Origin of the sequence: Tardiphaga robiniae (genome assembly GCF_001618955.1) — a bacterium.
Lineage (GTDB): Bacteria > Pseudomonadota > Alphaproteobacteria > Rhizobiales > Xanthobacteraceae > Tardiphaga > Tardiphaga robiniae_A.
In genome coordinates this window covers 564,713-584,227 of record NZ_LVYV01000001.1, presented here as the reverse complement: position 1 = coordinate 584,227, position 19,515 = coordinate 564,713, and the positions used below count along the sequence as shown (strand labels likewise).

At 62.7% G+C, this 19,515-nt stretch carries 20 protein-coding genes; 17 read left to right on the top strand and 3 right to left on the bottom strand.

Going from position 1 to position 19,515, the window contains the following annotated elements:
• The first annotated feature begins 11 nt into the window (after positions 1-11).
• From A4A58_RS02775 to A4A58_RS02760, 4 genes are all read left to right on the top strand, one after another.
• Positions 12-512 (top strand): FixH family protein, encoded by a 501-nt coding sequence (locus A4A58_RS02775; protein WP_068729576.1) that lies wholly within the window; start codon positions 12-14, stop codon positions 510-512.
• Positions 513-521: 9 nt separating this feature from the next.
• Complete coding sequence (gene ccoS / locus A4A58_RS02770; protein WP_068729573.1) at positions 522-692, top strand: cbb3-type cytochrome oxidase assembly protein CcoS; 171 nt, start codon at positions 522-524, stop codon at positions 690-692.
• Positions 693-894: 202 nt separating this feature from the next.
• Positions 895-2,478: a GMC family oxidoreductase gene (locus A4A58_RS02765; RefSeq protein ID WP_068729571.1), complete on the top strand. Its 1,584-nt coding sequence runs from the start codon at positions 895-897 to the stop codon at positions 2,476-2,478.
• A 43-nt stretch (positions 2,479-2,521) separates the two neighbouring features.
• Entirely contained in the window at positions 2,522-3,685 is a 1,164-nt protein-coding gene (locus tag A4A58_RS02760) for a M20 family metallopeptidase (RefSeq protein WP_068729569.1), read from the top strand.
• A 19-nt stretch (positions 3,686-3,704) separates the two neighbouring features.
• On the opposite strand, the gene A4A58_RS02755 is transcribed toward A4A58_RS02760, so the two are convergent.
• Positions 3,705-4,103, bottom strand: a complete 399-nt coding sequence (locus A4A58_RS02755; protein WP_068729567.1) for a type II toxin-antitoxin system VapC family toxin — start codon at positions 4,101-4,103, stop codon at positions 3,705-3,707.
• Entirely contained in the window at positions 4,100-4,351 is a 252-nt protein-coding gene (locus tag A4A58_RS02750) for an AbrB/MazE/SpoVT family DNA-binding domain-containing protein (protein ID WP_068729565.1), read from the bottom strand. The genes A4A58_RS02755 and A4A58_RS02750 overlap by 4 nt, the downstream gene beginning before the upstream one ends.
• Before the next feature lie 128 nt (positions 4,352-4,479).
• On the opposite strand from A4A58_RS02750, the gene A4A58_RS02745 reads away from it, so the two are divergent.
• Together A4A58_RS02745 and A4A58_RS02740 are read left to right on the top strand one after the other, a co-directional pair.
• Positions 4,480-6,201 carry an FAD-binding protein gene (locus A4A58_RS02745; protein ID WP_068729564.1) on the top strand — a complete coding sequence of 574 codons (1,722 nt, stop codon included), beginning with the start codon at positions 4,480-4,482 and terminating at the stop codon, positions 6,199-6,201.
• Positions 6,198-6,533 (top strand): 2Fe-2S iron-sulfur cluster-binding protein, encoded by a 336-nt coding sequence (locus A4A58_RS02740; protein ID WP_068729562.1) that lies wholly within the window; start codon positions 6,198-6,200, stop codon positions 6,531-6,533. Before A4A58_RS02745 ends, A4A58_RS02740 begins: the two co-directional genes overlap by 4 nt.
• 78 nt (positions 6,534-6,611) lie before the next feature.
• On the opposite strand, the gene A4A58_RS02735 is transcribed toward A4A58_RS02740, so the two are convergent.
• A complete protein-coding gene (locus A4A58_RS02735; protein WP_244499637.1) occupies positions 6,612-7,106 on the bottom strand; it encodes a MarR family winged helix-turn-helix transcriptional regulator in 495 nt (164 codons plus the stop codon).
• 161 nt (positions 7,107-7,267) lie between these two features.
• Between A4A58_RS02735 and A4A58_RS02730 the strand changes: the two genes are divergently transcribed.
• The 11 genes from A4A58_RS02730 (at position 7,268) to A4A58_RS02680 (ending at position 19,513) form a co-directional block, all read left to right on the top strand.
• Positions 7,268-8,545, top strand: a complete 1,278-nt coding sequence (locus tag A4A58_RS02730; RefSeq protein ID WP_068729560.1) for an amidohydrolase/deacetylase family metallohydrolase — start codon at positions 7,268-7,270, stop codon at positions 8,543-8,545.
• A 40-nt stretch (positions 8,546-8,585) separates the two neighbouring features.
• Positions 8,586-10,967, top strand: coding sequence for a xanthine dehydrogenase family protein molybdopterin-binding subunit (locus A4A58_RS02725; RefSeq protein WP_192855878.1), 2,382 nt, complete (start codon positions 8,586-8,588; stop codon positions 10,965-10,967).
• Positions 10,964-11,800 (top strand): FAD binding domain-containing protein, encoded by an 837-nt coding sequence (locus tag A4A58_RS02720; RefSeq protein WP_068729556.1) that lies wholly within the window; start codon positions 10,964-10,966, stop codon positions 11,798-11,800. The genes A4A58_RS02725 and A4A58_RS02720 overlap by 4 nt, the downstream gene beginning before the upstream one ends.
• Entirely contained in the window at positions 11,797-12,999 is a 1,203-nt protein-coding gene (locus tag A4A58_RS02715; protein ID WP_068729553.1) for a xanthine dehydrogenase family Fe-S subunit, read from the top strand. Before A4A58_RS02720 ends, A4A58_RS02715 begins: the two co-directional genes overlap by 4 nt.
• 78 nt (positions 13,000-13,077) lie before the next feature.
• Positions 13,078-14,232 carry an ABC transporter substrate-binding protein gene (locus A4A58_RS02710; RefSeq protein ID WP_068729552.1) on the top strand — a complete coding sequence of 385 codons (1,155 nt, stop codon included), beginning with the start codon at positions 13,078-13,080 and terminating at the stop codon, positions 14,230-14,232.
• Positions 14,233-14,382: 150 nt separating this feature from the next.
• A complete protein-coding gene (locus A4A58_RS02705; protein ID WP_068729550.1) occupies positions 14,383-15,255 on the top strand; it encodes a branched-chain amino acid ABC transporter permease in 873 nt (290 codons plus the stop codon).
• Positions 15,252-16,298 carry a branched-chain amino acid ABC transporter permease gene (locus tag A4A58_RS02700; protein WP_068729548.1) on the top strand — a complete coding sequence of 349 codons (1,047 nt, stop codon included), beginning with the start codon at positions 15,252-15,254 and terminating at the stop codon, positions 16,296-16,298. Before A4A58_RS02705 ends, A4A58_RS02700 begins: the two co-directional genes overlap by 4 nt.
• Complete coding sequence (locus tag A4A58_RS02695; RefSeq protein WP_068729546.1) at positions 16,298-17,110, top strand: ABC transporter ATP-binding protein; 813 nt, start codon at positions 16,298-16,300, stop codon at positions 17,108-17,110. The genes A4A58_RS02700 and A4A58_RS02695 overlap by 1 nt, the downstream gene beginning before the upstream one ends.
• The gene (locus A4A58_RS02690; RefSeq protein WP_068729545.1) at positions 17,103-17,807 is read left to right on the top strand and encodes an ABC transporter ATP-binding protein; all 705 of its coding nucleotides are present in this window, start codon (positions 17,103-17,105) and stop codon (positions 17,805-17,807) included. Before A4A58_RS02695 ends, A4A58_RS02690 begins: the two co-directional genes overlap by 8 nt.
• Entirely contained in the window at positions 17,779-18,141 is a 363-nt protein-coding gene (locus tag A4A58_RS02685; protein ID WP_081421668.1) for a Rieske (2Fe-2S) protein, read from the top strand. Before A4A58_RS02690 ends, A4A58_RS02685 begins: the two co-directional genes overlap by 29 nt.
• Positions 18,142-18,370: 229 nt before the next feature.
• Positions 18,371-19,513: an alpha/beta hydrolase family protein gene (locus A4A58_RS02680; RefSeq protein ID WP_244499636.1), complete on the top strand. Its 1,143-nt coding sequence runs from the start codon at positions 18,371-18,373 to the stop codon at positions 19,511-19,513.
• Positions 19,514-19,515 lie beyond the last annotated feature (2 nt).

Below are 19,515 nucleotides of genomic sequence, written 5' to 3'. Positions count from 1 at the left end.
AGGAGAACAGCATGAGCGCCGCCGTTGCCGCACCTCGTCCGATCACCGGCCGGTTCGTCCTGATCTGCCTGGTTTTGTTCTTCGGCATGATCATCGGTGTCAATGTCGTCATGATGAAATTCGCGCTGGAGACGCTGCCGGGTGTCGAGGTGGATAGTCCCTATACAGCGAGCCTCGCTTACGGCAACGAGATCGAGGCCGCGCGCGGCCAGAGCAGTCGCGGCTGGAAGGTCAGCGCGCAGGTCGAGCGCGATGCTGCAGGTGATGCCGCCGTCCGTGTCGAAGCGCGCGATCGTAACGGCAATCCGATCGCGGGATTAGCCTTCACCGGGCGGCTGGAGCGGCCGGCGGATCGTCGCGCGGACCGGCCGGTTGAGCTCGTCGACATGGGCGGCGCGATCTATCGCGGCAAGATTGCCGAACTGGCGCCGGGCCTGTGGGATCTGGTGCTGGAAGGCGAGGTGGGGGGCGAGCGCATGTTCCTGTCGAAGAATCGCCTCGTGCTGAAATAGGGTCCAACCATGCAGTCCCTCGTCGTCCTCGTGCCGCTGGCGCTTGCGCTCGGGTTGCTCGGCCTGTGGGCCTTCATGTGGTCGCTGAGATCGGGCCAGTTCGATGATCTCGATGGCGCCGGCTGGCGTGCCATTCTTGATGACGATCCGCCTACGAAGAAGCCCGGCGATCCCCTCTGAGGCGGTTCTTTCCATTCAATCCATCACTGCCACAACTTATGGCCATATCTTTCGAACCGCCATGCCTTTGCCGCGTGTTGCCTCTGCAGCCCGCCTGCTAGCGTCTGCTGTGCGCCGGGCGCATAATGGCGGGAACGGATTTTGCACGCGTTCGGCCGGTCAAGATCGGCGCAGGCGCCGCAGCAGAGAGAAATGAAGCACTATGTATGATGTGATCGTCGTCGGCGGTGGATCTGCCGGCGCTGCCGTGGCTGCCAGGCTCTCCGAAAATCCTGCCACGCGCGTGCTGCTGCTGGAGGCCGGCCTCGACTGGCGCGCGGGGGATGCGCCGTGGGAAGTGACCACGCCAAACCCGATCCCGATCATCCACCAGCGCGAATTCCAGGAGAAGTGGCAGTGGCCGCAGCTGCATTCGCGCCGCGTCGCCGGGCAGGACCAGCGCTTTTATTGGCGCGGCAAGGGCCTTGGCGGCTCGTCGATGATGAACGGCCAGATCGCGATCCGCGGCGTGGCCGATGCGTTCGACGAATGGGCGGCCCTGGGCTGCACCGGCTGGTCCGCCAAGGAGATCATGCCGCTGTTCTCGGTGATCGAGGACGATCTGGAATTCGGCGACAGGCCCGGCCATGGCCGCGGTGGTCCGCTGCCGGTCTATCGCGCGCCGCCGGAGACATGGGGCCCGATCGACAAGGGCTTGCGCGATGCGGCGCTGGCTTCGGGCTACGCCTGGTGCGACGACGTCAACGGGCCGGATGGCGAGGGCGTGGCCTGCTATCCGATCAACAGCCGCGATCTGCGCCGTATCTCCACCAATGAAGCCTATCTCGAGCCGGCGCGCGGCCGCGCCAATCTCGAAATCCGCGGGCATGCGCTCGTCGAGCGCGTCGTGATCAAGGACGGTCAGGCGACCGGTGTGATCGTGCACATCGAGGGGCAGGGCACGCAGGAAATCAGCGCGCGCGAGATCGTGCTATGCGGCGGCTCGATCCACAGTCCGGCGATCCTGCTGCGTTCGGGCGTCGGGCCGGCGGACGAGCTGAAGGACATGGGCATCACCGTGGAATGCGATCTGCCCGTCGGCCGGAATTTCTTCGACCATCCGCTGTTCCGCACCACGATCAAGCTGCATGACGATGTCGCGCCGGAAGACAAGGATACCCGCCACACCAATTGCTGCGTCACCTATTCGTCTGGCCTGGCCGACGGCGGCAAGCGCGACATGATCCTGATCGCGTTCAATCATCGCGGCATCGGTAATCCCGGTGCGATTGGTGCCGGTCTGTTCAATGCCTTCTCGCGCGGCACGCTGAAGCTCGCATCCACCGATGCGTCGATCGACCCGATCGTCGAGGAGAACATGCTGGCTGACCCCCGCGACATGCTGCGCATGGTCGATGCCGTGAAGCGGCTTGCCGTGATCACCACGCAGCCGGCGCTGGCCGGCATCGCTGACTGGATCCGCTTGACCGATACGGACATGACGCTGTCGCAGGCGGCGGCGCTGCCGACGCGCGAGCTCGAAGCCGTGCTGCGCCGTGACACCGGCGATATCCAGCATGCCGCCGGCACCTGCCGCATGACCGGCTTCAAGGACACGGGTGGCGTGGTCAATCCGGATGGAACCGTGAAGGGCCTCAAAGGTCTGCGCGTCGCCGATGCGTCGATCATGCCGTCGGACTGCCGTGCCAATACCCATTTCACCACGGTGGCGATCGGCGAAGCCATTGCGCGCATGATGATGCGCAAGCAGGAAAGTGCCGCACCTGCCGTGGCGATGGCCAAATAACAACGCGCGACGCAAGCGCTCAAGAGTGACCGAAGGACAATTCATGTCGAATACTACGGAAACCAAGATCATTGATTGGCTGGCCTCGCAAAAGCAGCCAATGATCGACCTGCTCCGCGACGTCGTGAACATCGATTCCGGCTCCTTCGACAAGGAAGGCGTTGATGCCGTCGGCGCTCGTTTCGAACAGCACTTCGCCGAATACGGCATCGAAACCTGGCGCGAGCCGCATGATGTCTATGGCGATGCGGTGCATGGACTGATCAGCAAGCCGGGCAGCAACGAAAAGCCAGTCCTGCTGATGGGCCATCGCGATACGGTGTTTCCGAAAGGCGAAGTCGCCAAGCGTCCCTTCACCATCAAGGGCAATCTTGCCCATGGTCCGGGCGTTGCCGACATGAAGGCTGGCGTCGTCATCAACGTGTTCGTTGCCGCGGCATTGAAGAAGTTCGACGCGGCGCCGTGTCCGATCAAGCTGCTGATCACCGGCGATGAAGAGATCGCGTCGCGCTCGTCACGGCCGATCATCGAGCGCGAGGGCCGCGCCGCGCGCGCTGTCTATAATTCGGAGCCTGGGCGTCCGACCGGCAACATCACCACTGGTCGCAAGGGCGGCGTGTTCATGCGCTTTGAAGTCTTCGGCAAGGCCGCGCATTCCGGCAACAACTTCTCGGTCGGCATCAGCGCCATCGGCGAACTCGCGCACAAGATCGTGCAGATTCATGCACTGACCGATATGGACAAGGGCATCACGCTGAATGTCGGCCTGGTGTCGGGCGGCCAGTCGGTCAACACCACGGCGCCCCATGCCGAAGGTGAGATCGATTTCCGTTACATCGATCCGGCCGATCGCGCGACCATCATGGGCGCCATCGAAAAGATCATCGCGACGTCGACCGTGCCGGGCACGTCGGCGAAACTGCACATCAACGGCGAATTCCTGCCGCTGGTGCAGGACGCCGCCGCCAAGGCAATGTTCGAGGCCTATCAGGCGGCCGCTGTCGACTCGGGTCTCACCACGCTGACCGGTGAATTTGCCGGTGGTTGCGCAGATTCCGGTTTCACCGCCAGCGTGGGCACGCCTACGCTCTGTGGTCTCGGCCCCGTCGGCGGCAATGTGCACACCGATCTGGAGTGGCTGGATATCGAGAGTATCGTTCCGCGTGCACAGACGCTGGCGCGGGCGATCCTGCGCACGGAGATCTGACGAAAGGCGAGCACAGCGCTTAGCCTAGCAGCTGCGCTGTCTCTCCTTGCCCGCTCATCAGCTTCACGGCCTTCTTGTCGAATGACAGAAAGGTCACTGCGCCGAGCCATCTTCCCTCATAGGCAATTGCGCCGTCGGCGAAATCTCCGCCGGCATCGAGCATGGCCAGGCCCGCATCGACGGCGGGCCGATTGACGGTGACGTTGTCGCCATTGACGAGACGTCGGATCGTTTCTGAAATGTCAGGCGTCGCAATCTTGTAACCCTGCGATAGCACCCAGACCAATTCGCACAGCGTCGGAATCGTCAAAGCGACCAGTTCCGCTTTTGCCAGAGCCGATTGAGCGGCCTTGCTCTGCAAGGCATGATCCCCCGTTACGGCTCGCACCAGAATATTGGTATCGGCCGTGATCTTCATCGTTTGCCAGCCCAGCCACGCGCAGCGATCCTGTTCATCTCATCGATCGACAAGGACGGGCTGTCTTTCTTCTTCAAAAAGCCGAAGGCGTCAGAAATCTTGCCCGTCGGACGCGCGGCCTTGACCTCGATCCGGCCGTCCGGGAGTTTGTCGATCGAGATCTTCTCGCCGGGCTGGACACCGAGATGATCGAGCAGGTCCTTGCGCAGGGTGACCTGTCCCTTGGCGGTGACCGTCAGCACACTCATCGCGACCTCCTGCAGAAACTGGTTCCAGCAATGTAAGGCAAAAATGCCTTACATTCAAGCGGCCCGGTAGTGATGTTGGCACGATGGTTGCTGACAAAGCTATCGTTTGAAGAGACACTCGCCCGATCATGACATCACCTCCTCCCAATACTTTGGTTCCCGCCCATCTCGAAGCCGATGTTCTCGTGATCGGCGCCGGGGGCGCCGGCATGTATGCCGCGCTGGAAGCAGCGAAGGGTGGCGCGTCGGTCATTCTCGCCGATCGCAGCCTGATCGGGCGCGGCGGTGCCACTGTCATGGCGCAGATGACGGTCGCAGCCGCCTTGGGCGAGCAGACGCCGGATCACTGGGAGCATCATTTCGCCGACACGCTCGCCGCCGGTCGCGGGCTCTGCGACGAGCGTCTCGCGGCATTGCTCTGCGAAGACGGCCCGCAGCGGCTGCGCGAGATGGATGCGTGGAAGGTCGGCTGGGCGCGCGAGGACGGCCATATCAAACAGGCGCAGGCGCCGGGCCATGATCGGCCGCGCTGTGCTTATGTGGATTTTCTCTCCACTGGTCCTGCGGTGTCGAAGACGCTGCGCACGCAGCTCAATAACGCTAGCGGCATTCGCCGTATCGGCGATCTCACTATCGTGGACATCGCGCTGCGCTATGGCGAAGCCTGCGGCGCCACGGCGCTGCATCTGCCGACGGGGCAAGCGGTGACGTTGGCGGCGAAGGCCGTGGTGATCGCGACGGGCGGCCTCACAGGGCTCTATCGCCGCAACAGTGCGTCATCGAATATGGGCGGCGACGGTTATGCGCTTGCCTTGCGCGCAGGCGCCGAACTGATCGACATGGAATTCGTGCAGTTCTTCCCCATCGGCCATCTCGCGCCGCGGCTGGTCGGCATGGATCCGATCATGTGGGACCCGTTCCGCTACAAGCTCGGCGGCAAGCTCTTGAACTCCGAGATGCGCGAATTCGAGGCGGATTATGCGACCAAGGACGCGCGCAGCGACGGCACCTACAAGCTCACGCGTGATCTCGCGACCTATGCCATCACCAAGGAAGTCGAGGCCGGCCGTGGTAGCCCAGCCGGCGGCGCCTATCTCAGTTTCCAGCATGTGCCGGAAGCCGAGATCCGCAAGGCGTTCGGGCCGGTGGTAGATCGCCTTGCCGAAAACGGCATCGATCTCGCGCAGCGCCCGGTCGAGGTTGCGCCGATCGCGCATTATCATATGGGCGGCATTCGCGTGGACGAGATGATGGCGACCGGCGTGCCCGGCCTCTTCGCTTGCGGCGAAGCGGTCGGCGGCGCCAATGGCGCCAACCGGCTCTCAGGCAATGCGATCACCGAAGCCTTCGTGTTCGGCGCGCGGGCGGGGCGCAGCGCTGCGGAACGCGCGAAGCAGAATGCGTCGATGTGGTCAGCCGATGCGGCGAAATCTGCAATCGATCTGCTGCGCAGTGCCAGCAAACGTGATGCGCCAAATCCCGCAGCGGTTATCGTGAAGCTACAGGCCGTAATGGCTGACGATGTCGGTCCGTTCCGCACCGATGCGAAATTGCGTTCGGCAATATCGGCCATCGCACAATTGAAGGCCGATATCGGCGACACACCGTTCGCGTCGGTCGAAGCCTTCGATCCCGTGCGGGCGGACTGGCTCGATCTCCGCAACATGTTCGCCGTCGCGCAGTCCGTCGCCGTGCCGGCACTCGCGCGCACCGAAAGCCGCGGCGCGCATCAGCGTGATGATCATCTCGGTCTGAACGATGCGTGGAGCGTCAACCAGATTGTTGCGATGGCGGATGGCGACATGACCCTGCGCAAAGTGATGCCCACCACCGGAAAGGCTGCCGCATGAAGGCGACGCTCAGCATTCAGCGCGGCGCACTCGGCGCAACGCCGCATCAGGACACGTTCGACATTCCCTTCGAACACGGCCAGTCCATTCTCGATGGCTTGCGCGCCATCAGGCGCAGCATGGATCCCTCGCTGGCGTTTCGCTTCTCCTGCATCAATGCGAATGCGTGCAAGGAATGCATGATGCTGATCGACGGCAAGGTCGATTACGCCTGCACGGTTCGGCTCAAAGAGGGAATGACGACGCTGGCGCCGCTGCCGAAAAAGGCGCTAATCCGCGATCTCGTCACCGAAATCGCACCGCCTGATGAACGGCTGATGCTGCGGTCCTGAATAATTGTCTGCCTGCGCCGCGATCAGGTTGATTAATTTATAGTCGTTCTAATCAGGAAAGAGCCGTCTCGGCGACCTTTAAACCGATAGATCAGCGGCTCCGTCGCGGCTGCTGTTCGCTGCGACAATGCGCTGCATCATGGCAATAAACGCAGTCTGTTCCGTCTTGGTGAGGTTGCCGAGCGTGGCGCGGTGCGCCTCGCGTGCGGCGGTCTCGATCTTGTCGAGCAGGGCTGCACCGGCCGGTGTGAGCCGGCAGATGCGGGCGCGGCGGTCGTCGTCGCTGACCGGACGCTCGACCAGCCTGCGTGCTTCGAGTCGCTTCAGCGCGCCCGTCGTCGTCGTGCGATCCAGAGCAATATCAGCAGCTAAGCTGGTTTGATCGGCCGTTCCGCGCGCCGCCAATGCGGACAGCAGGCTGTATTGGAGTGGCGTCATCTCGAAGGCACTGCAGGCTTCCTGGAACAGCGCGACATGGATCTGGTGTAGCCGTCTGATCAAAAATCCCGGTCGCTGGGCCAGCGGCCAGGGCTTGTGGACGGGCTTGTCACGGCGCGGTTTGGCCTGGGGCAACGCAGTCTCTCCTTGTGTCGGCTACTGCTCGTATGGTGCGAGCGCGTTGAAAAACTACCGCATCGCAATGTTTATGGCACGGACTTTGCTTTTGTAAAATACGAAGTATGCTTCGTATTTTGGTGGGCCTCTAAATTCCGCCAGAGCGTAAGGAGATCGCCATGTCTGTTACTGCCTCATTCGACCTGCTGCTGCGCGGTGGTCGCGTTATCGATCCCGCAGCCGGCATCGACGGCATCAAGGATGTCGCCATCCGCAATGGCAAGATCGCGGCTGTGCAGTCCGATATTCTGCCGACCAGCGCGAAGGACGTCGTCGATGTCACCGGCAAGCTGGTGCTGCCGGGCATGATCGATACTCATGCGCATGTCTTTCAGTATGTCAGTGGTCGTTTCGGCATGCAGCCCGACATGGTCGGCGTGCAGTCCGGTGTCACCACCCTGATCGATCAGGGCGGTCCGTCCTGCATGACACTGCCGGGCTTCCGCCACTTCATCGCCGAGCCAGCGAAATCGAGGGTCTACGCGTTTCTGTCGGCCTATCTGGTCGGCGGTCTCGAAGGTCACTTCTATCCCAACCTCTACAGCCCGGACGGCGTCGACATCGACGCCACCGTGAAGTCGGCGATCGCCAATCGCGATCTGGTGCGCGGCATCAAGGCCCATGCTGAAATCGGCGGCTTCGCGCGCTGGGGCATTCGCGTGCTGGAAATGGCGGCAGAAATAGGCAAGCGCGCCGAGCTGCCAGTCTATGTGCATTTCGGTCAGCTTTGGGGGCTGCCGGAGTCAGGTACCAATGGCGAGGACGTCGATACGATTCTGGAGCGCGTGATTCCGCTGCTGAAGGAAGGCGACGTGCTGGCGCATCCGTTCACGCGGCATCCCGGCGGCTTCGTCAATCGCGAAGGCGAGGTGCATCCAGTGATCCAGGCGGCGATCGATCGCGGCCTCAAGATCGACGTGGGTCATGGCAGCCACTTCTCCTATCGCCTCGCCAAGAAGGCGATTGCGGCCGGTATCGTGCCGAACACGCTCGGCGCCGATATTCATGGCTATAACACCGAGGTGCCCGCGCCTGCCGGCACGCCGGATGAACACGAGGACGACGAGAACCATCCGTTCAAGGGCCAGGCCAAGTTCAGCCTGGTGCAGGCGATGAGCTCGATGATTTCGCTCGGCCTGACGCTGGAGCAGGTGGTGCCGATGGTGACGTCGAACCCGGCCAAGATGATAGGCATGTCGGACAAGATCGGTTCGCTGAAAGTCGGCATGGATGCCGATGTCTCGGTGCTGGTCGAGAAGCCCGGCCGCTACATCCTGCGCGACAACGAGAATACCGAGGTGATTTCGAACGGCCTGCTGCAGCCGGCCTTCTGCCTGCGTGCCGGCACCCGCTTCGATCCGATCGCGCCGATCCTGCCTCAGGCCGTTGCGGCCTGAGGTTCCACGCACATTCGTGAAAGACGCTGGGGGTTCGTCGATGCGCAATGAGCGCGATCTGTCTTCTGCCGCGCCTGCTTCAAAGCAGGGCGTCGGCGCGCGCGTGCCGCGCAAGGAAGACGATCGCCTCATGCGCGGGCGCGGGCAATTCGTCGGCGATATCAGGCTGGCCGGATTGCAGGACGTCGCATTCGTTCGCAGTCCGCTGGCACATGCGCGAATCCGCGCGATCCATATTCCCGAGCGCTATCGCGACGTGGTGTTCACGTCGGCCGATCTGGTCGGCATCAAGCCGATTCGTGCGATCACGGGATTGGCCGGCTTCAAGCCGTCCGACCAGCCGATCCTGGCGACCGATAAAATTCGTCAGGTCGGCGAACTCGTTGCCATGTGTGTCGCGCCGACGCGTGCGGAGGCCGAGGATATCGCGGCCTCCGTTACGCTCGATCTCGAAGAATTGCCCGCCGTCTACGACATGTTGAAAGCGCGCGAGCCCGGCTCGCCGCTGGTGCATGAGCACTGGGGCGACAATGTCTTTCTCGAAAGCTTCTTCGAGCTCGATATCTCCAGCGCTCTCGACGCACCGATCAAGGTGACGCGCGAAATCTCGACCGCGCGGCAATGCATGTCGCCGCTCGAAGGTCGGGGTGTCATCGCCACGTTCGATCATCGTCTCGATCAGCTCACGCTCTATACGGGCAGTCAGATGCCGCACATTGTGCGCAACGGTCTGTCTGATTGCCTTGAGATGGATCAAGGACAGATCAGAATCGTTTCGCCGGATGTCGGCGGTGGCTTTGGTCACAAGGGCATCCTGCTGCCCGAAGAAGTCTGCCTGTCATGGCTGACCATGAAGCGTGGCTTCCCGGTGCGCTGGATCGAGGATCGTCGCGAGCATCTGGTTGCGGCTGCGAATTGCCGCGAGCATCACTACAAGATCACCGTCTATGCCGATCACGACGGCACGTTGCGCGGCATCGATTGCGAAGCCACCGTCGATTCTGGCGCTTACTCGTCTTACCCGTTCTCCGCCTGCCTCGAGGCGGCGCAGGTGGTCAGCATCCTGCCCGGGCCCTATCAGATGCCGGCCTATCGCTGCCGGACCTATTCGGTGGCGACCAACAAATGTCCAATCCTCCCCTATCGCGGCGTCGCGCGTACGGGCGTGTGTTTTGCGCTGGAGCTGATGCTCGATCTCGTTGCGGCTGAGGCAGGGCTTGAGCCCGGCGTCGTTCGTCTGCGCAATCTGGTGCGGCCGGAGCAGATGCCGTTCGACAACATCACCAAGAAGCATTTCGACAGCGGCGATTATCCCGAAGCACTACGTCGTGCGGTCGCGCAGATTGATATCGACGGCATTCGCGCGCGTCAGCGCAAGGGCGAGAAGGACGGCCGTCTGATCGGTGTCGGCCTGTCGATCTATTGCGAGCAAGCTGCGCACGGCACCTCTGTCTATTCCGGCTGGGGCATTCCCATGGTGCCCGGACATGAACAGGCCACGGCGCGATTGACGCCTGATGGTGGGCTTGAGCTGAAAGTCGGCGTGCACTCGCACGGGCAGGGCCTTGAGACGACGCTGTCGCAGGTCGCGTTCGAAATGCTTGGCGTCGATGTCGCAAAAGTTCGCGTTGTGCATGGCGATACGGCGATGACGCCGTATTCGACCGGAACCTGGGGCTCGCGCTGCATGGTGATGGCCGGTGGCGCGGTGGCGACCGCCTGTCACGAACTCGGCGAACGCGCCAAGAAGATCGGGGCCAAGCTGCTGCAGGTCGATGAAGCCAGCGTGGTGCTGGTGGACGGCGAAATTCGCGGCCCCAATGGCAGCGTCACGCTGAAGGAAATCGCGCACACCTGGTACCGCCGCCCGCAGGATCTGCCGGGCGATGTCGACCCGGGTGGGCTGGAAGCGACTTCCGGCTACAAGCCGCAGCGCGACAGCGGCACCTTCAGCTATGCCGCGCATGCAGTAACTGTCGCCGTCGATCCTGATTTGGGCGATGTGGAAATTCTCGATTATGTCATCGTCGAGGACGGCGGTGTGCTGGTCAATCCGATGATCGTCGACGGCCAGATCTATGGCGGCCTCGCGCAGGGCATCGGCACGGCGCTCTATGAGGAAATGCCGTTCGATCGTGCCGGCCAGCCGCTGAATACGACGCTTGCTGATTATCTGCTGCCGGGTCCGACCGAAGTGCCGGCGCCGTGGCTCGATCACATGGAAACGCCGTCGCCTTACACCAAGTTTGGTGTCAAGGGCATCGGCGAGGGCGGGGCGATTGCGCCGCCGGCGGCGATCGGCAATGCGGTCAACGATGCACTGCGCAGTCTCGGCGTCGAGATGCTGCAGTCGCCGATCACGCCGCGCCGCGTGCTGCAAGGCATCCTCGCCGCGCGCGACGCAGAAAGGCCGGCCGCATGAAGCCGGCACCCTTCGCCTATGAACGCCCGCGCGATATCGCCTCAGCTCTGGCCGCAATGGCCAGCAGTGACGGTGTGGTCAAGATCATGGCCGGCGGCCAGTCGCTGGGGCCGATGTTGAACCTGCGCCTCGTCGCACCTGACACCATCGTCGATATCACCGGGCTTGCCGAGCTGAAGCATGTGGAAGTCGCCGGCAACGAGCTGGTGATCGGTGCATGTGTGACCCATGCCGATATCGAGGATGGCCGTGTTCCCGACGTCACCCGCGGCGCCATGCAGCGTGTGGCCAGCGCCATCGCCTATCGCGCGGTACGCAACCGCGGCACCGTCGGCGGCTCCCTCAGCCATGCCGATCCCTCGGCCGATTGGGTCTCGACGTTTGCGGCACTCGGCGCAACGCTGTCGCTGCGTAGCGCCAAGGGTGTGCGGCTGATAGCGATGAAGGACTTCATGCTCGGTGCGCTCGAAAGCATGCTGCAGCCCGGCGAGATGCTGGAGGCCGTGCGTGTGCCGGTGATGTCGGCCTCTGCGCGTTGGGGATATGTGAAGAGCTGTCGCAAAACGGGCGAATTTGCCCATGCCATCGGCGCCGTGCTGATCGATCCCGAAGCTGGCCGCGCGCGTGTCGTCATCGGCGCGGTCGAGGCCGCGCCGATCATCGTTGAGAATGCCGAAGAACTGTTCGGCGGCCGGATAGCCGGTGATTTCAAGACCCGCTTTGACGCGCGCGTCGCCGATAGTCTGCTGGCGAAGGCCGGCATGAGCGATGCCGCCGACCGGCATATTCACGTCACCATTCTACGCCGCGCTGTTGCGGAGGCGGCGGCATGAATTCGGTCGAACTCACCGTCAACACCCGCGCTGTGAAGAAGGACATCGAGCCGCGCACGAGTCTCGCCGACCTGATGCGCGACATGCTCGATCTCACCGGCACGCATCTCGGCTGCGAACATGGCGTCTGCGGCGCCTGCACGATCCTCGTCGATGGCGTGCCGACGCGGTCCTGCATCACCTATGCGGTGGCCTGCGACGGCGCCGACGTCACCACCATCGAGGGGCTCGATGACGACGAGATCGCCGACGAATTGCGGGCGGCCTTCACGCGCGAGCACGCCTTGCAGTGCGGTTACTGCACGCCGGGCATGCTGGTCTCGGCGCGCGATCTGGTGAAGCGCTTGCCGGATGCCGACGAGCAGCAGATCCGCATCGGGATGTCAGGCAATCTGTGCCGGTGCACCGGCTATGTGGGCATCGTCCGCGCCGTGCAGTCGGTGATCTCCGAACGCCGTGCGCGCGATATTGCGCCGGAACCGGATGGCGGCCGCAAGGTGCTGGGGCCGGCGGGGTCGGGCCATGCGACCTGCGTCAGTTCGCAAAAGCTTGCAGTGGCAAAGCCTGTTGTGCATGCCCCGTCGGAAGCTGTCGCACCGCTCGACATCCCCGACTTCACGCCATCAACGACGCTTGAGCAGCAATTCACCGTCGCGCATCCATCCGCGAAAGTGTTCGCGCTGTTCGACGACATCGCGGCCGTCGCCTCGTGCCTGCCCGGCGCCACGCTGGTCGGTACACCAAAGCCCGAACGCGTCGAAGGCGCGATCCGCGTCAAGATCGGTCCCATCTCCGCGAACTTCAACGGTGCGGCTCGCGTCGAGCGCGACGAAGCCAATCTTTCGGGGCGTATTCTCGGCGTTGGTAACGACCAGCGTAGCCGCTCCACGACCCAGGGCGAAATCCGTTACCGGTTGGTGCCGCTTGATAAAGGCGCAGCGACGCGGGTCGAACTCACCATCGGCTACAGCCTCACCGGCGTGCTGGCGCAGGTCGGTCGCAGCGGGCTGGTGCGCGATCTCGCGGCGCGGCTGGTCGCGGAATTCGCAGGCAATCTCGATCGCCGCCTGTCGGGCGATGTGAGATCGGCGCCGTCAGCGGCAGCCGATCTGAATGGTGTTTCGTTAATCCTCGGTCTCCTGCGTGAGCGCGCGATGCATGTCGTTCGCCGCCTCACCGGGCGCGGAGGATCAGCGTGAGAGATCGACGTTCGCTTGGACATGCGAACGGCGGGGTTGGACTGCGCAAGCTTCATCAGCGTAACACCGGAGGACCATATGATACGGACCATCAAAGCCGCCTCGGCGACCGCCCTGGCCATTGCTTTCCTGAGCAGCGCCGCCACTGCGCAAACCATCAAGATCGGCGTCAATGAGCCGCTAACCGGCGCCTTCGCCGCCTCGGGTACCTATGTCGTCAATGGCGCCAAGATCGCAGCCGACGAAATCAACGCCAAGGGCGGCCTGCTCGGCAAGAAGATCGAGCTCGTCATCGAAGATAACAAGAGCAATCCGACGGAAGCCGCTGCCGTCGCCGAGAAGCTGATCACCCGCGACAAGGTACCCGTCATGCTCGGCGCTTGGGGCTCGAGTCTCACGCTTGCCGTGATGCCGAAGCTGGTCGAATACGAAACCGCGATGGTCGTCGAGACCTCGTCGGCCGGCAAGATCACCACCTCGGGCAATCCTTACGTGTTCCGCATCTCGCCGCCGTCCTTTGTCGAGGCCGCGGCGTTCAAGAACATCGTCGACAAGCTGGCGCTGAAGAAAGTGGACTTCCTTGTCATCAACAATGACTGGGGCCGCGGTACTGCCGAGGACTTCAGCAAGATGATGAAGGAAAAAGGCATCACCATCGGTCTGGTCGAGACCATGGACCAGTCAGCGCAGGACATGAGCGCGCAGCTCGCCAAGATCAAGGCAACCGACTCCGAGACCGTGATCATCACGGCGGCGGTCGACCAGCTCACGCTGATCTTCAAGCAGGCGGCAGCGCTCGGCCTGAAGAAGCGGATTATCACCACGGGTGGTTCGCAGAATCCCGACCAGATCATCGCGCAGGCCGGTGCCGCTGCCAACGACACCATGCATCTGACCACCTTCTTGCCTTGGATGCCGGAAAAGACGCCGAACCCGGAAGCCACCACCTATTTCATCAACGAGTGGAAGAAGCGCGGCTTCGATTTCGCCGGCTGCACCGAGAGCTTCCGCGGCTATGACGGTATCCGCACCATCGCGGCAGCCATCGAGAAGGCTGGCAAGGCCGAGCCCGCAGCGATCAAGGACGCGCTCTGGAAGATCGACGTCAAGGGACTGAACGGCGACATCATCTTCAAGAAGTCGGGTCCTACAGGTCAGGAGAGTGGCCAGAGCTTCCCGAACGTCTATCTGGTCGAGATCTCTGGCGGCAAGATCGTGATGAAGGATCTCTGATCCGAAACTCGTCGTTCCGGGACGTCCGCAGCACAAGCTGCGGGCGAACCCGGAACCTCGACATGGATGAACACTGCGGGATTCCGGGTCTTCGTCACGGTCGGCAAGCGCCGCCCGCACGAATCCCGGAATGACCAAGAAGGATAGATCGTGGACCAGCTTCTCCAACACCTCGTCAATATGCTTGTGCTCGGCGGCACCTATGCCCTGCTCGGCATCGGGCTGACGCTGATCTTCGGCATCATGAACGTGGTGAACTTCACCCACGGCATTCTCTACACGTTCGGTGCCTATATGATGTTCATTGTCGTGCATCAGCTCGGCCTGAACTTCTTTCTCGCGCTGCCGGTGGCGATCGTCGCCGGCTGGCTGCTGGGTGCTCTCATCGAAATTACCTTGCTCCGACCGCTGCGCGGTGCTGATATCGACACCACCATGCTGGTGATGATCGGTGCATGGATTGCGATGCAGTCCGGCGCGCTGTGGATCTGGGGCGGTGTCGCCAAGTCGATCGATAATCCGTTTCCCGACGCACCGCTGGTGATCGGGCCGGTGTCCGTGTCGTGGCTGCGCCTGTTCGTGCTATTTGCGGCCGCGCTGCTGATCGTGCTGGCTTATTCGCTGATCAACCTGACCAAGCTCGGCAAGGCGATGCGCGCGACCTTCCAGGATTCCGACACTGCGGCGCTGATGGGCGTCAATGTCAGCCTGATCTACACCTCCACCTTTGCCATCGGATCGAGCCTTGCCGCCGCCGCCGGTGCCTTGCTCGGTCCGGTCTATGTCGTGTTCCCGCAGATGGGCGATCTCGCTGCGGTGAAGGCCTTCGCTATCGTCATTCTCGGCGGCCTCGGCAATATCACCGGCGCTGTGATCGGCGGTTTCATTCTCGCATTGGCGGAAGAACTCGGTGCCGGCTACGTGTCATCGGGCTATCGCGATGCCATGGGCTTCCTGATCATCATCATGGTGCTGATCTTCAAACCCACCGGGCTGTTCGCACGGGCGGAGCGCGTCGGATGAAACAGATCGTCACGCTCCTCTGTCTCGCCTTCTTTGCCTCTGTGCCGATGTGGCTGACGGATCCGTATCTGCTCAATGCGCTGATCACCACCGGCATCTTCATTATCGGCGCCATGAGCCTGAATCTGCTCCTCGGTTTCACCGGGCAACTCAGCCTCGGTCACATCGCCTTCTTCGGCATCGGCGCCTATGTCAGCGCGCTGACATCGCTGGGATTCGATGTGCCGATCTACGGTGATTTCCATATCGTTCACGTGCCGTGGCCGCCGATTGCAGGCTTCCTTCTGGCGATCGTCATCTCGGGCTTCTGCGGCTATCTGGTTGGACGCCTGTCCTTCAGCGTGCGCGGCGCCTATTTCGTCATTGTCACGATCTCATTCGCTGAAGTGGTGCGACTGGTCGCCCTGAACTGGGTCGAACTGACGCAAGGCCCGCTGGCGCTGACCAATATTCCGTCCATCACCATAGGTCTGCCGGGGCTTGGTTATCTCGTGCTGAAGACCAAGTTTCACAATTATTATCTTGTGCTCGCCGTCGCCGCGATTTCGTACTTCCTGATCTCGCGTCTCGTTCACTCCCACTACGGCCGCGCCATGCGCGGGCTGATGGAGAACGAGACGCTCGCGGTTGCCGTTGGCATCGATGTCACCAAGACGCTGACCTTGGCCGCGGTGATCTCTGCCGGTATCGCCGGCGCGGCGGGAAGCCTTTACGCGCATTACATCCGCATCATCGATCCCGACGTATTCGCTTTCATCTCGACGGTCACCATGGTGATCATGGTGGTGTCAGGCGGCAAGGGATCGCTGGCCGGGCCTGTCGTCGGCGGCGTCATCTTTGGCCTGCTGCCCGTGTTCCTGCGGCCGATCATGCCGCCGGAGGCACAGTGGATCACCTATGGCGTGGTGCTGATCGTCATCCTGTTCGTCATGCCGCGCGGCATCGTGCCGTCGCTTGCCGCGAAACTCGGTTTGGCCCGGGCCGGCGGAACCAGACGGGCGTCCGTCGCCGTCTCCGAACGCACCGCCGAGGAGCACGCGTGATGGCCGAGACAGTACTCAGCATTGAACATGTCGCGGTCCATTTCGGCGGCCTCGTCGCGATCTCGGACATGAACTTCCATGTCAACAAAGGCGAGATCGTCAGCCTGATTGGGCCGAACGGCGCCGGCAAGACCACGGCTTTCAACGTCATGACCGGCTTCCTCACGCCCGCCAAGGGCGCGGTGAACTATTGCGGCGCGGACCTCAAGGGCAAGAAACCGCATGAAATCGCGGATCTCGGCCTGATCCGCACCTTTCAGCGCACCAGCGTGTTTCCTAACGACACCGTCTACGACAACGTCCTGATCGGCCTGCATCGCCAAGGCGAGCTTAAAGGCAAGCTCGGCCTCGCCGAGGCGATTCTCGGCTTGCCGCGTGCCCGCGCGTCGGAGAAGGCGCAGCGTGCACGTGCCGCCGAGCTGGTGCGCTGGATCGGACTCGAGGCGCGCGCCAACGATCTCGCCGGCTCACTCTCCTATGGCGAGCAGCGTCTCGTCGGTGTCGCGCTGGCGCTCGCCGCGCAGCCGAAGATGCTGCTGCTGGACGAGCCTGTGTCCGGCATGAACGCGTCGGAGACGCATACTTTCGTGCAGCTGATCCGCAATATCCGGGATCGTGGCGTCACGATCCTCTTGGTCGAGCACGACATGCCGATGGTGATGAGCGTGTCGGATCGCATCGTCGTGCTGAATTACGGCCGCATCATCGCTGAGGGACCGCCCGATGAAATCCGCAAGAATCCCGCAGTGATTGAAGCCTATCTCGGTCAGGGCGCGAAGGATGTGGTCAAGGAGGTCGCGGTCCATGCTTGAGATACGTGACATGGTCTGCGCCTATGGCCAGATCTCGGCCCTCAAGGGCATTTCGCTCTCGGTCAAGGCTGGCCAGCTCGTGGCGCTGATCGGCGCTAACGGCGCCGGCAAGAGCACGACGTTGCGCGCGATCTCGGGCCTCGTGCCGTCGCGCTCCGGCAGCCTGCATTTCGACGGTGAAGATATCACCGGCATCGGCGCGCAGCGGGTGCTCACGAAGGGTATCGCGCATTGCCCGGAAGGGCGTCGTGTATTTCCGCACATGACAGTCGCCGAAAATCTCGACATGGGCGCCTATCTGCGCTCCGACACATCCGAAGTCGCGGTGGACCGCGACCGCATCTATGGCGAATTCCCGCGCCTCGCCGAACGCCGCAAGCAGGCGGCAGGGACGTTGTCCGGCGGCGAGCAGCAGATGCTGGCGATCGGTCGCGCGCTGATGTCGCGGCCGCGCCTGGTGATGTTCGATGAACCGTCGCTTGGTCTCGCGCCCAACATCGTCGAGCGCACCTTTGCGATCATTCGCGCGATCCGCGATGCCGGCACGACTGTTTTGCTCGTTGAGCAGAATGCCTTCGCCGCGCTCGAGATGTGCGATCATGCCTATCTGCTGGAGTCCGGCCGTGTCGTGCTGTCGGGCGCCGGCGCGGAGCTGATCGAGAACGAGCATGTCCGACGGGCCTATCTTGGCGGATGACGGAGATCCCTCCCGTTGGATCGCGGTCTGTTCGCGCGAGCGCCTGACCGAACAGACGATCGTTTGCGTCAACGTTGCTGGCCTCGGTGTTCTCATCGTGCAGGATGGTGAGACGATCTACGCCTGCGAGCGCGCCTGTCCACATGAGCAGGCCGATCTCAGTCTTGGCCGCGTCGCTGATCGCCGGCTGCACTGTCCGCGTCATCTCGCCTGGTTCGATCTGGCAGACGGCAGTATGTCGCCGGGCTGGCCGAGCAGGGGTTTGCGACGCTATCCGGCGCGCGAAAGCGATGCGCAAATCTGGGTCGACGCACAGGCCATCGTCCCGAAGTAACAAGCCGTCGCGAGAGTTACGCGGCATCGGGCCTGGATGCAGAATTCGTTGGCGCTGCAGCATTCAATTGGTGCAGTTGCGGTATAATAATCATGCTTGCCCCCTCGTAAAGCGCGGATAATACTGCTGAAAAGTCAGACTCCCGAGTGTGTTTGGCCAGTACAAAAATGGGCGCAAGACCCATGCTTCTCGTCGATCTTCCAAGTGATCTCCGTCAAGGGCCAGGGATGTGACCATTATCGATTTCGGCAGGGCCATCCCGTCGTCGCAAGCACGTGGCTGGCAGCAATGGCCTGGCCATGAAGACTTTTCGCTGCAGTTCCTGCGCGTGCTGCGCGCGGCCCAGGAAGGCGGAAGTACCGTTTCGGAATGTTTCCTGGCGGCGGAGCGCATCAATCCGCGCGATGACGAGAGCTGGTATCGCGAATGGCATAGCGCGGCTGATACCAACCGTGACCGCGCCGCGGAGGCGCTGACCAGCGGCCGCATCCCGACGGCGCTGAGCAACTGGCTGCGCGCGGCCAACTACTATCGCACCGCTCAGGTCATGCTCGCTTGCAGCGATCCGCGGCAGGGCGCCGCCATTGCCTTGATGCAGGATTGCGCCCGACTTTACGTGCAGCATGCAACGCCTGCCGGCGAGGTCGTCGAGATCCCGTGGCGGGACGGTGTGTTGCAGGGATACTTCGTTCCTGCGCCGCGCGCGACGCGGCCGCTGCCGGTCGTTCTCTGCGTCGTCGGGCAGGGCCACTACAAGGAAGAGCATCTGCACAGGGTGCCCAGCTACGCGCTGGACCGCGGTCTCTCGCTGTTGCTCGTCGATTTGCCCGGTCAATCCTACAGCCAGGAGATGATCGGGTCGCCTTGTCGGTATGAGGTCGAAACGGCGATCAGCGGCTGGGTCGATTTCCTGGCCGACCGCAGCGATATTGATCAAGAGCGAATTGCGATCTTCGGAGACGGCCTGGGAGCTGCCTTTGCGACGCGCGGGGCCAATCTCGACGACCGCTTTGCAGCAGCTGTTTGCGATGCCGGAATCTGGGAGCTCCACGAGCGCGCATTTATTGCCAGCCGCATTTCAGGCCGGGCTGGTCTGGGCTGTCCGAGTGAAATCGAGGGCTTCAACAGCAGCAGCGTTGCCGCCAATATCAAATGCCCGGTCCTGGTTGCGATGGGCGAGCGCGACTGGCTCGATGTCGATCACGTCACGGAATGTTGCCGCGTCATGAAACAAAACGGCCTCGACATCGAACTGAAGATCTTCCGCGCGTCGGAAACGGTGGCCCCGCCCGCCCAGATCGATATTCCGACAGTGGGCAACGAGTTCATTTTTGACTGGATTGTCGATCGTCTGGACTCAAGGACGAAGTAGAG